14 protein-coding genes are annotated in these 12,196 nt (G+C 54.0%); 11 read left to right on the top strand and 3 right to left on the bottom strand.

Features of this window, described 5'->3' with window-relative positions; all coding sequences use genetic code 11:
• The first annotated feature begins 56 nt into the window (after window positions 1-56).
• Window positions 57-1,592, top strand: coding sequence for a murein biosynthesis integral membrane protein MurJ (gene murJ / locus WN16_RS12575; protein ID WP_047412118.1), 1,536 nt, complete (start codon window positions 57-59; stop codon window positions 1,590-1,592).
• Window positions 1,593-1,677: 85 nt separating this feature from the next.
• On the opposite strand, the gene flgN is transcribed toward murJ, so the two are convergent.
• The 3 genes from flgN to flgA all read right to left on the bottom strand — a co-directional run bounded on the left by flgN (window position 1,678) and on the right by flgA (window position 3,150).
• Entirely contained in the window at window positions 1,678-2,100 is a 423-nt protein-coding gene (gene flgN, locus WN16_RS12580; RefSeq protein ID WP_003036178.1) for a flagella biosynthesis chaperone FlgN, read from the bottom strand.
• 3 nt (window positions 2,101-2,103) lie between these two features.
• Entirely contained in the window at window positions 2,104-2,397 is a 294-nt protein-coding gene (gene flgM, locus WN16_RS12585; RefSeq protein ID WP_003036183.1) for a flagellar biosynthesis anti-sigma factor FlgM, read from the bottom strand.
• Window positions 2,398-2,490: 93 nt separating this feature from the next.
• Window positions 2,491-3,150, bottom strand: a complete 660-nt coding sequence (flgA, locus tag WN16_RS12590) for a flagellar basal body P-ring formation chaperone FlgA (protein ID WP_003036186.1) — start codon at window positions 3,148-3,150, stop codon at window positions 2,491-2,493.
• A gap of 157 nt (window positions 3,151-3,307) precedes the next feature.
• Here flgA and flgB point away from each other — a divergent pair, with 157 nt between their 5' ends.
• The 10 genes from flgB (at window position 3,308) to flgK (ending at window position 12,191) form a co-directional block, all read left to right on the top strand.
• The gene (flgB, locus tag WN16_RS12595) at window positions 3,308-3,724 is read left to right on the top strand and encodes a flagellar basal body rod protein FlgB (protein ID WP_003846806.1); all 417 of its coding nucleotides are present in this window, start codon (window positions 3,308-3,310) and stop codon (window positions 3,722-3,724) included.
• Between the two features lie 3 nt (window positions 3,725-3,727).
• Window positions 3,728-4,132 (top strand): flagellar basal body rod protein FlgC, encoded by a 405-nt coding sequence (gene flgC / locus WN16_RS12600; RefSeq protein ID WP_003036191.1) that lies wholly within the window; start codon window positions 3,728-3,730, stop codon window positions 4,130-4,132.
• Between the two features lie 11 nt (window positions 4,133-4,143).
• Window positions 4,144-4,842 (top strand): flagellar hook assembly protein FlgD, encoded by a 699-nt coding sequence (gene flgD / locus WN16_RS12605; RefSeq protein WP_003832158.1) that lies wholly within the window; start codon window positions 4,144-4,146, stop codon window positions 4,840-4,842.
• A 26-nt stretch (window positions 4,843-4,868) separates the two neighbouring features.
• Entirely contained in the window at window positions 4,869-6,080 is a 1,212-nt protein-coding gene (gene flgE / locus WN16_RS12610; RefSeq protein ID WP_044700686.1) for a flagellar hook protein FlgE, read from the top strand.
• A gap of 20 nt (window positions 6,081-6,100) precedes the next feature.
• Entirely contained in the window at window positions 6,101-6,856 is a 756-nt protein-coding gene (locus WN16_RS12615) for a flagellar basal body rod protein FlgF (RefSeq protein ID WP_003036200.1), read from the top strand.
• A gap of 13 nt (window positions 6,857-6,869) precedes the next feature.
• Window positions 6,870-7,652 carry a flagellar basal-body rod protein FlgG gene (gene flgG, locus WN16_RS12620; RefSeq protein WP_003036202.1) on the top strand — a complete coding sequence of 261 codons (783 nt, stop codon included), beginning with the start codon at window positions 6,870-6,872 and terminating at the stop codon, window positions 7,650-7,652.
• Window positions 7,653-7,709: 57 nt separating this feature from the next.
• Window positions 7,710-8,408, top strand: a complete 699-nt coding sequence (flgH, locus tag WN16_RS12625) for a flagellar basal body L-ring protein FlgH (protein ID WP_003836756.1) — start codon at window positions 7,710-7,712, stop codon at window positions 8,406-8,408.
• Between the two features lie 33 nt (window positions 8,409-8,441).
• On the top strand, window positions 8,442-9,518 hold the full coding sequence (locus WN16_RS12630) for a flagellar basal body P-ring protein FlgI (protein WP_057063917.1): 1,077 nt from the start codon (window positions 8,442-8,444) through the stop codon (window positions 9,516-9,518).
• Complete coding sequence (gene flgJ / locus WN16_RS12635; RefSeq protein WP_003836755.1) at window positions 9,518-10,468, top strand: flagellar assembly peptidoglycan hydrolase FlgJ; 951 nt, start codon at window positions 9,518-9,520, stop codon at window positions 10,466-10,468. The genes WN16_RS12630 and flgJ overlap by 1 nt, the downstream gene beginning before the upstream one ends.
• Before the next feature lie 64 nt (window positions 10,469-10,532).
• Window positions 10,533-12,191 carry a flagellar hook-associated protein FlgK gene (gene flgK, locus WN16_RS12640; protein WP_016149929.1) on the top strand — a complete coding sequence of 553 codons (1,659 nt, stop codon included), beginning with the start codon at window positions 10,533-10,535 and terminating at the stop codon, window positions 12,189-12,191.
• Window positions 12,192-12,196: the final 5 nt, after the last annotated feature.

The following is a 12,196-nucleotide window of genomic DNA, read 5'->3' on the forward strand; positions in this document are numbered from 1 at the left end:
CCGACCTACGGGCAGGTTTGTCGGGGTTTTGCCTCAGAGTCTGGAATACAACATAGATGAATTTATTAAAGTCGCTGGCAGCCGTCAGCTCGATGACGATGTTTTCACGAGTGCTGGGTTTTGCGCGTGATGCGATTGTCGCCAGAATCTTTGGTGCAGGGATGGCGACAGATGCCTTTTTTGTGGCATTCAAACTTCCTAACCTGCTACGCCGAATTTTTGCCGAAGGCGCATTTTCGCAGGCGTTTGTGCCGATTCTTGCTGAGTACAAAAGCAAGCAGGGGGAAGATGCTACCCGCGTGTTTGTTGCCTACGTTTCCGGACTGTTGACGCTGGCGCTGGCTGTGGTGACGGTAGCCGGGATGTTGGCTGCGCCATGGGTGATTTTAGTTACCGCGCCGGGGTTTGCCGACACAGCGGATAAATTTGCGCTGACCACTCAACTGCTGCGGATCACTTTTCCCTATATTCTACTGATTTCACTGGCCTCACTGGTTGGTGCGATCCTTAACACCTGGAACCGCTTTTCTATTCCTGCGTTTGCCCCGACTTTTCTGAATATCAGCATGATCGGTTTCGCGCTGTTTGCGGCCCCTTATTTTCATCCGCCAGTGCTGGCGCTGGCGTGGGCCGTTACCGTGGGTGGCGTGCTACAGCTGATTTATCAGCTTCCGCATCTGAAGAAAATTGGCATGCTGGTACTGCCGCGTGTGAACTTCCGCGATGCGGGGGCGATGCGCGTCGTCAAGCAGATGGGCCCGGCGATCCTTGGGGTATCAGTCAGCCAGATTTCACTAATCATCAATACGATTTTCGCCTCGTTTCTGGCCTCTGGCTCAGTTTCGTGGATGTACTATGCCGACCGTCTGATGGAGTTTCCGTCCGGTGTGCTTGGCGTAGCGCTGGGGACTATCCTGCTGCCATCGCTGTCAAAAAGCTTTTCCAGCGGTAATCATGATGAGTATTGTCGCCTGATGGACTGGGGCCTGCGCTTGTGTTTCCTGTTGGCATTACCGAGTGCCGTAGCGTTGGGTATTCTGGCCAAACCACTGACGGTGTCTCTGTTCCAGTACGGTAAATTTACTGCCTTTGATGCCGCGATGACCCAGCGTGCGCTGGTGGCGTATTCGGTAGGTTTGATTGGTTTGATCGTGGTGAAAGTGTTGGCTCCGGGCTTTTACTCGCGCCAGGATATAAAAACGCCAGTGAAGATTGCCATTGTGACGCTGATTATGACCCAGGTGATGAACCTGGCGTTTATCGGGCCGTTAAAGCATGCCGGGCTGTCGCTGTCGATTGGTCTGGCGGCGTGTCTGAACGCTTCACTGCTGTACTGGCAGTTGCGTAAGCAGAAAATCTTTACTCCACAGCCGGGTTGGGCCTGGTTCCTGACGCGACTGGTGATTTCTGTGCTGGTGATGTCGGCGGCACTGGTAGGGATGCTTTACATCATGCCAGATTGGTCGCAGGGAACGATGTTGTGGCGCCTGCTGCGTCTGATGGCGGTCGTGGTGGCAGGTATTGCTGCTTACTTCGCAGCACTCGCTGTGCTGGGCTTTAAAGTAAAAGAGTTTGTGCGCCGGACGGCATAAAGAATCAATGCCGGATGGCGGCATAACGCCGTATCCGGCCTACAAAAAGTGTAGGCCTGATAAGCAAAACGTTATCAGGCTTGCATCAGATAGAGAATTTTTTCCCGCCGCGGTGCGCAGCTGAAGTTTGACCGTTTGCGCCATACAACGCCGGTTCCTGGTGCGGTTTCAGCACTTGTATTGCTTGTTGATTACGCTCGATCTGCCCTTCCAGCAGCCAACCATTGTGCTGGTTGAGGTCGCGTAAGTGCTGTGTTTTCTTGGTGATAGTCTGCCAGCGTTCAGCAATCTCATCATTGGCGCTGCGCGTGGCGTCATGCTCCAGGCGGCGCTGTTGCTCAAGATAATCAAGGGTCGCCAGCAAAGAGCTTTTTTCTTCTGTAATACGCTGTAGCTGGCTGCCGTTGATATGGCCTGCGGAAAGCTGCTGCTGTTCAGCATCCATTACCGTTTTCAGGTCATTGAGGACGGTCGTCATCTGGTCAAGTATTTCTGACAAACGAGTCATACTTTATTTACTCTGTAGGTAGCTCTGCGCCTCGCGAATCAGCGAGTCGGCAATTTTTCCGGTATCCATTTTCAATTCACCGTTACGGATTGCGGTTTTCAGTGCTTCCACGCGTTCCATATTGATGTCATTGGTGCCGGGCTGCATCAGTTTGGCCTGGGCGTCGCTCAGCATGACGCTGGTGCTGGTGGTCGCGGTGGTTTTTTCCTTCTGCGCTTTTTGTACCGGCGCATCGCTGGTTTCACGCGGCTGAACGGTGCTTACTGGCTTCAATGGTGAGGTACGATCAATGCTCATTTTATTTTTCCTCATCGAGGGGTTACGCTATAGCGGCCCGCTGTAATCATTGGTTGTTTATCTATCGGCACACGCTAAAAAATCTTTAACCTATTATAGGTTAATAAGAATATTCCCATCAGAATCGACGACGCCGCTCACCACCTGGCCTGAAATCATCCGCACTCGCGCATTCTGTGCGACAGCGGCGTTGTTCAGCGCTTTACCTTCGGCATTAACCCGAAAGCCATCTCCGTTGGCAATAACCAGCACGCGCTGACCGGCCTTGATCCGCCATGCCTGGCGCAACATCGAAAGCTGTATCGGTTGGCCCGGGACCAGATCGCGCAGGCTCACAGCATCCTGCACCTGACTCATATCCAGCACCGCGCGCGGCGGTAGTTGGTCCAGTCGACCACGTTTCAGCGTTACGCTGGCTGGGGTCAGGGTGCTACCTCGCGCTACAGGCGCGGCGGCTACTACGTAGTTTCCCGTCGCCTGGACGTTTACCTGCAGATAACGTTTTTCGTTGGCACAGCGAGCCAGCACATTCACATTACCCCACAGTTTCGCGCTACCTGACACGCTTAATGCCGGTTGCTCACAGCTCGGCAATAAGTTTGGCGACGTTCGGATAGTGACCACCACCTCATCGCTAAATCCGGCCAGGCGCTGGGAAAACCATGCCGTTAGCTGCGAATTCAGGTCTTGCGCCAGCGTCATAGGGCTGAACAGCAGTGCTGCCACGACTATTCCACGTTTAAACGTTTGCATCAAAACCTCGCGCTTTTTCAGGTAGTGGCAGGATTTTACCTGTGTGACGCAGTCATCAACGCAACAAATAGCGACGCATTTTGCGTTTATTCCGGCGATAACGCGCGCGTAATGGGATTTAAGCTGTCGGCTGAATTTTGTCATTTGCGGAGGAGATATGCTCGATAAGCTCGACGCCGCCTTACGTTTTCAACAGGAAGCGCTGAATTTGCGCGCCCAACGCCAGGAAATATTGGCGGCCAACATTGCCAATGCCGACACGCCGGGGTACCAGGCGCGCGACCTTGATTTCGCCAGTGAATTAAAAAAAGTCATGGTGCGAGGACGGGAAGAAACCGGCGGCGTTTCGTTGACGCTGACCTCTGCACAACACATTCCGGCCCAGACCGTTTCTTCGCCGTCTACGGAGCTGCTCTACCGTATTCCTGACCAGCCATCTCTTGATGGCAACACGGTGGATATGGACCGGGAGCGCACGCAATTTGCAGACAACAGCCTCAAGTATCAAATGGGGCTGACCGCGCTGGGTGGGCAAATCAAAGGCATGATGAACGTGCTGCAAGGAGGGAACTAATTCGTGGCGCTGTTAAATATTTTTGATATCGCAGGTTCTGCGCTGACGGCTCAGTCTAAACGCCTGAACGTCGCGGCCAGTAACATGGCGAATGCGGATAGCGTCAGCGGGCCCGACGGTCAGCCGTATCGCGCGAAACAGGTTGTTTTTCAGGTAGATGCTGCGCCAGGTGCGGCTACCGGTGGCGTAAAAGTTGCTGACGTCATTGAAAGTCAGGCGCCGGATAAGCTGGTTTATGAACCCGGTAATCCGCTGGCCGATGCGAATGGCTACGTAAAAATGCCGAATGTGGACGTCGTTGGTGAGATGGTCAACACCATGTCAGCCTCGCGTAGCTATCAGGCAAACGTCGAAGTGCTCAACACCGTGAAAAGCCTGATGCTCAAAACGTTGACGCTAGGCCAGTAAAGGAGGCGCACATGTCTATTGCTGTAAAAATGAATGACCCGAGCACGACGGGGGTTAATGCCGCCACGGGGAATAGCTCCCTGACGGGCAGCAATGCCGCTGACCTGCAAAGCAGCTTTCTTACGCTGCTGGTTGCACAACTGAAAAACCAGGATCCTACCAACCCGCTGCAAAACAACGAACTGACTACCCAGTTGGCGCAAATCAGTACCGTGAGCGGGATTGAGAAACTGAACACCACGTTAGGGTCGATCTCCGGGCAGATCGACAACAGTCAGTCGCTGCAGGCCAGTACGCTGATTGGCCACGGGGTCATGATCCCGGGTACTACCATCCTGACCGGTAAAGGGACGGAAGAGGGTGCCAAAACCACGACAACACCTTTTGGCGTTGAGCTGCAGCAACCGGCAGATAAGGTTACCGCAACCATTACCGATAAAGACGGCAAAGTGGTACGCACCATTGACATTGGTGGATTGAAAGCGGGCGTTCATACCTTTACCTGGGACGGCACCATGACCGATGGCACGGATGCACCAAGCGGTTCTTACAACGTGTCAATTGCTGCCAGCAATGGCGGAACGCAACTGGTGGCACAGCCGCTTCAGTTTGCGCTGGTGCAGGGCGTTATTCGCAGTAACGGCGGTAATACGCTGGATCTTGGCACCTATGGAACCACCACCCTCGACGAAGTACGGCAGATAATTTAAGCCTTCACACTTATCAGGAGTAAGTCATGGCCTTTTCTCAAGCGGTCAGCGGTCTGAACGCTGCAGCGACCAACCTCGATGTCATTGGTAACAACATCGCCAACTCCGCCACCTACGGTTTTAAATCCGGTACGGCATCTTTTGCCGATATGTTTGCCGGTTCGAAAGTCGGTTTGGGCGTTAAAGTTGCGGGTATTACTCAGGACTTTACCGACGGTACTACCACCAACACCGGACGTGGTCTGGATGTTGCTATCAGCCAGAACGGTTTTTTCCGTATGGTAGACAGCAACGGTTCCGTTTTCTACAGCCGTAACGGTCAGTTCAAGCTCGATGAAAACCGCAATATCGTCAACATGCAGGGGCTGCAACTGACGGGCTATCCGGCTACCGGTACACCACCGACAGTTCAGCAGGGTGCAAACCCGGGGCCGATTACGATCCCCAACACATTGATGGCGGCACAGGCAACCAGCAAGGCCTCAATGCAGATCAACCTCAACTCATCGGATAAAATCCCGACAACGACAAAGTTTGATCCGAAAGATGCTGACAGCTATAACAAAAAAGGCCCCGTCACCGTTTATGACAGTCTGGGAAATGCCCACGAAGTTAACGCCTATTTTGTAAAACAGCCTGATAACAAATGGGCTGTCTATACCGTTGATAGCAGTGATCCTAAGGCTGCTGTACCAACCGCACCGACGTCCACGCTGGAATTTGATACTAATGGAGCGCTAATCGGCGGCGGTACATTCAATATCACCACAGCTGCGCTCAATGGCGCACCGGCTGTCACCTTCGCAATGAGTTTCCAGAACTCCATGCAGCAGAACACAGGTGCCAACAACATTGTTGCCACTAAACAGGACGGCTACAAACCAGGCGATCTGGTGAGCTACCAGATTAACAATGACGGTACCGTAGTCGGCAACTACTCCAACGAACAGCAACAGGTTCTAGGACAGATCGTGCTGGCAAACTTTGCCAACAACGAAGGTCTGGCGTCTCAGGGCAACAACGTCTGGGCGGCCACTCAGGCCTCCGGTGTGGCGCTGCTGGGTACCGCGGGTACGGGTAACTTCGGCAAGCTGACCAACGGGGCGCTTGAAGCGTCAAACGTGGATTTGAGTAAAGAACTGGTGAATATGATTGTCGCCCAGCGTAACTATCAGTCGAACGCGCAGACCATCAAAACCCAGGATCAAATCCTCAACACGCTGGTCAACCTGCGCTAAGCGCCTGACGGGATGGCTTAATGGATCACGCAATTTATACCGCCATGGGCGCGGCCAGTCAGACGCTGAATCAACAGGCGGTGACGGCGAGCAACCTGGCAAACGCCTCCACGCCAGGGTTTCGTGCGCAGCTCAATGCACTGCGCGCGGTTCCTGTAGAAGGATTGTCTTTACCGACGCGTACGCTGGTCGTGGCCTCCACACCGGGGGCCGACATGACGCCGGGTCAGATGGACTATACCTCCCGCCCGCTGGATGTGGCGCTGCAACAGGATGGCTGGTTGGCTGTGCAGACCGCGGATGGTAGCGAAGGATATACCCGTAACGGCGCTATTCAGGTAAGCCCAACGGGTGAACTGACAATTCAGGGACACCCGGTAATTGGCGAAGCCGGACCGATAGCCGTACCGGAAGGTTCAGAAGTCACCATTGCGGCGGACGGGACAATTTCTGCACTTAACCCTGGCGATCCGGCTAATACGGTCGCGCCAGTGGGGCGGCTGAAGCTGGTGAAGGCAACAGGGATCGAAGTGCAACGTGGCGATGACGGTATGTTCCGTCTGACCCAGGCCGCACAGGCTACCCGTGGTGCGACGTTACAGGCCGACCCCAGCATCCGTGTGATGTCGGGCGTGCTGGAAGGCAGTAACGTTAAACCGGTTGCTGCGATGAGCGACATGATCGCCAACGCCCGCCGCTTTGAAATGCAGATGAAAATTATCAGTAGCGTGGATGATAACGCGGGCCGCGCCAACCAACTGCTGTCGATGAGTTAATACAGGACATTTTATGATCAGTTCATTATGGATCGCCAAAACCGGCCTGGATGCGCAGCAAACCAACATGGATGTGATTGCCAACAACCTGGCAAACGTCAGCACCAACGGATTTAAGCGCCAGCGCGCCGTGTTCGAAGATCTGTTGTACCAGACGATTCGTCAGCCTGGCGCACAGTCTTCTGAACAAACCACGCTGCCGTCTGGTTTGCAGATTGGTACCGGTGTACGTCCGGTTGCAACCGAGCGTTTACACAGCCAGGGTAACCTGTCGCAGACCAACAACAGTAAAGATGTGGCGATTAAAGGCCAGGGCTTTTTCCAGGTCATGTTGCCCGATGGTACGTCCGCTTATACCCGCGACGGTTCTTTCCAGGTGGATCAGAACGGTCAGTTGGTGACGGCGGGTGGTTTTCAGGTTCAGCCTGCCATCACCATTCCGGCTAACTCGCTCAGTATCACCATTGGACGCGACGGGATTGTCAGCGTGACCCAACAGGGACAGGCGGCGCCTGTTCAGGTCGGGCAGCTTAACCTGACAACCTTTATGAACGATACCGGTCTGGAAAGCATTGGTGAGAATCTGTACACCGAAACGCAGTCATCCGGTGCGCCGAACGAGAGCACGCCGGGGCTGAACGGCGCGGGTCTGCTGTATCAGGGCTATGTTGAAACCTCTAACGTCAACGTGGCGGAAGAGCTGGTAAACATGATCCAGGTTCAGCGCGCTTACGAAATCAACAGTAAAGCGGTATCGACCACCGATCAGATGCTGCAAAAACTGACGCAACTCTAAAGTGGAGTCCGGTGGGGTGAAAACCTCACCGGCACACTGATTTTGAAGATGACCGCAATGCGAAAATACGCGCTTCACCCATACCCTATTTTAGCCCTGCTGGTGGTTTCACTAACAGGATGTGCCTGGATCCCGGCTACTCCCCTCGTGCAGGGCGCGACGACTGCCCAGCCCGTTCCAGGTCCAACGCCGGTGGCGAATGGCTCAATCTTCCAGTCGGCACAACCGATTAACTATGGTTATCAGCCACTCTTTGAAGACCGTCGTCCACGCAATATTGGCGATACGCTGACCATCGTATTGCAGGAAAACGTCAGCGCGAGCAAAAGCTCTTCGGCGAACGCCAGCCGCGACGGCAAGACAAACTTTGGCTTTGATACCGTACCGCGCTATCTGCAAGGTCTGTTCGGTAACGAACGTGCCGACGTAGAAGCCTCAGGCGGTAACTCCTTTAACGGTAAAGGCGGCGCGAACGCCAGAAATACCTTCAGCGGTACGCTGACCGTAACGGTCGATCAGGTACTGGTGAATGGCAACTTACATGTCGTGGGTGAAAAACAGATCGCCATAAATCAGGGCACTGAATTCATTCGCTTCTCCGGGGTCGTTAACCCGCGCACCATCAGTGGCAGCAACTCCGTACCGTCAACCCAGGTTGCGGACGCGCGTATTGAGTACGTCGGAAACGGCTACATCAATGAAGCGCAAAATATGGGCTGGTTGCAGCGTTTCTTCCTTAACTTGTCGCCGATGTAAGCGAGGTACCCGGTGTTTAAATTTTTTGTTGGAATGGCACTGGTGCTGGTAACCGCCTTCGCGCATGCCGACCGTATTCGTGACCTGACCAGCGTGCAGGGCGTGCGGGAAAACTCGCTGATTGGTTATGGGTTGGTGGTGGGTCTGGATGGTACAGGTGACCAGACCACCCAGACGCCGTTTACCACGCAAACGCTCAACAACATGCTGTCGCAGTTGGGGATCACCGTGCCCACCGGCACTAATATGCAGTTGAAAAACGTGGCAGCGGTAATGGTCACCGCGCAGTTCCCGGCCTTTGGTCGTCAGGGGCAAACTATTGACGTTGTAGTCTCTTCCATGGGTAACGCTAAAAGCCTGCGCGGCGGAACGCTGCTGATGACCCCGCTGAAAGGGGTCGATAGCCAGGTATATGCGTTGGCGCAAGGGAATATTCTGGTTGGCGGTGCGGGCGCGGCTGCGGGTGGCAGCAGCGTGCAGGTAAACCAGCTCAATGGCGGACGCATTACCAACGGCGCGACCATCGAACGTGAATTACCCAGCCAGTTCGGCGGCGGTAACACCATTAATCTGCAACTGAATAATGAAGATTTCACGATGGCGCAGCAAATTACCGACACTATTAACCGCTCGCGTGGTTTTGGCAGCGCAACGGCGTTGGATGCCCGCACTATTCAGGTGCGCGTGCCAAGCGGCAACAGCTCGCAGGTGCGTTTCCTTGCTGATATCCAGAATATGGAGGTGAACGTCACGCCGCAGGACGCTAAAGTGATTATCAACTCGCGCACCGGATCTGTCGTCATGAACCGCGAAGTAACGCTGGATAGCTGTGCCGTGGCACAAGGCAACTTGTCGATCACGGTGAACCGCCAGGCGAACGTCAGCCAGCCGGACACTCCGTTTGGCGGTGGACAAACCGTAGTGACGCCACAAACCCAGATTGACCTGCGCCAAAGCGGTGGTTCGCTGCAAAGCGTGCGTTCCAGCGCCAACCTGAACAATGTTGTGCGTGCGCTGAATGCGCTGGGAGCAACGCCGATGGATCTGATGTCCATTCTGCAATCGATGCAGAGCGCGGGTTGCTTACGCGCCAAACTGGAAATCATCTAATGATTGGTGACAGCAAACTGCTGACCAGTGCCGCCTGGGATGCGCAATCTCTGAACGAACTGAAAGCGAAAGCGGGTCAGGACCCGGCGGCGAATATCCGCCCGGTCGCCCGTCAGGTTGAAGGGATGTTCGTGCAAATGATGTTGAAAAGCATGCGTGAAGCGTTACCGAAAGATGGCGTGTTTAGCAGCGATTCAACGCGCTTGTATACCAGCATGTATGACCAACAAATTGCGCAGCAGATGACCGCAGGCAAAGGTCTGGGGCTGGCTGAAATGATGGTCAAGCAGATGACTGAAGGGCAAGCGCAACCTGCGGATGACGCGCCGCAGGTGCCGATGAAGTTTTCACTGGAAACGGTGACCAGCTATCAAAATCAGGCACTGACGCAACTAGTCCGCAAAGCCATCCCCCGGGCGACAGAAAGTAATGATCAGCCGCTGTCAGGTGACAGCAAAGACTTCCTCGCCCAGCTGTCACTGCCGGCTAAGCTGGCCAGTCAGCAGAGCGGGGTCCCGCATCATCTGATTTTGGCGCAGGCGGCGCTGGAGTCCGGATGGGGGCAGCGACAAATTCGTCGCGAGAATGGCGAACCGAGTTTCAACATTTTTGGTGTGAAGGCTTCGGGAAGCTGGAAAGGTCCAACCACTGAAATCACCACCACTGAATATGAGAACGGTGAGGCGAAAAAGGTGAAAGCCAGATTCCGTGTCTATAGCTCTTACCTTGAGGCGTTGTCGGATTATGTCGGTCTGATATCCCGTAACCCGCGCTATGCGGCGGTGACCGCTGCCGCGACCGCCGAACAGGGGGCGCAGGCATTGCAAAATGCGGGTTACGCCACAGACCCTAACTATGCACGTAAATTAACCAGCATGATCCAGCAGTTGAAATCGATGAGCGAAAAGGTGAGTAAAACCTACAGCACGAATCTCGATAATCTCTTTTAAATAGCTCAAGTCTACCGACCTGCTGCCGATAATAACGAGTATTGAAGGATTACAAGGAACCTCCATGTCCAGCTTGATTAATAACGCGATGAGTGGACTCAGCGCAGCGCAGGCCGCGTTGAATACTGCCAGTAATAACATCTCCAGCTATAACGTTGCCGGATATACCCGACAAACAACAATTATGGCGCAAGCGAACAGCACGCTGGGTGCGGGGGGCTGGGTAGGCAATGGCGTCTATGTTTCTGGTGTACAACGTGAATATGACTCCTTTATCACTAACCAGTTGAGAGCAGCGCAGAACCAGAGCAGCGGTCTGACGACGCGCTATGAGCAAATGTCAAAAATCGATAATTTGCTCTCCAGCAAAACCAGCTCTATTTCGACCTCAATGCAGGGTTTTTTTACCAGCCTGCAGACGCTGGTCAGCAACGCTGAAGATCCGGCGGCACGCCAGGCGCTGATCGGCAAAGCGGAAGGTTTAGTCAACCAGTTCAGAACAACCGACCAATATCTGCGGGATCAGGACAAGCAGGTAAACACGGCGATTAAGGCCAGCGTTGACCAGATCAACAATTACTCGAAACAGATTGCCAACCTTAACGACCAGATTTCCCGCATGACGGGCGTCGGCGCGGGGGCATCGCCGAACGATTTACTCGACCAGCGCGACCAGTTGGTGAGTGAACTGAACCAAATTGTCGGCGTGGAAGTCAGCGTGCAGGACGGCGGGACTTACAACGTGACCATGGCGAATGGCTATTCGCTGGTGCAGGGCAGCAACGCTCGCCAACTGGCGGCAGTCCCTTCCAGCGACGATCCCTCTCGCACGACTGTCGCTTATGTTGACGGCGTGGCCGGAGAAGTTGCCATCCCGGAAAAGCTGATCACGACCGGTTCGCTGGGCGGGCTGTTGACGTTCCGTTCGCAGGAACTCGACCAAACGCGTAATACCCTTGGTCAGTTGGCCCTCGCTTTTGCTGATGCGTTTAACACGCAGCACAAAGAAGGTTTTGATGCCAACGGCGACCCGGGCAAAAACTTTTTCGATATTGGTGGCCCGGCAGTCCTTAGCAATACGACGAATAAAGGGACCGGTGCGCTTGATGTTAAAATAACGGATAGTTCGTCGGTGCAAGCCACAGACTATAAAATTACGTTTGATGGTACTGACTGGCAGGTAACCCGTCTGGCTGACAATACCAGCTTTAAGCCGACCGTCACTGGCGGAAAAATGTCGTTTGATGGGCTGGAAATCACTGTCAAAAATGGTGCGCTGGCAAATGACAGCTTTACGGTGAAACCCGTGGGTGACGCCATTATCAATATGAAAGTGGCGGTGACCGATGAGTCGAAAATCGCCATGGCAGAAGTATCCAAAAACGACCTTGATCCGAATGTTGATAAAGGCAAAAGCGATAACCGTAACGGTCAAAAGCTGCTGGATCTGCAAACCAAGTCTACCGTCGGTGATAAAACGTTTAATGATGCCTACGCTACGCTGGTGAGCGATGTCGGGAACAAAACGGCGACGCTGAAAACCAGCGCCACTACTCAGAACAACGTGGTAACGCAGCTTTATAAGCAGCAGCAGTCTATTTCCGGGGTTAACCTCGATGAAGAGTACGGAAATTTGCAGCGTTATCAACAATATTACCTGGCTAACGCGCAAGTTCTGCAAACTGCGAATGCGCTGTTTGATGCACTGATCAATATTCGCTAAGGGAG

The sequence above is a fragment of the Citrobacter sp. ABFQG genome (assembly GCF_004322975.1).
Classification (GTDB): Bacteria; Pseudomonadota; Gammaproteobacteria; order Enterobacterales; family Enterobacteriaceae; genus Citrobacter; species Citrobacter freundii.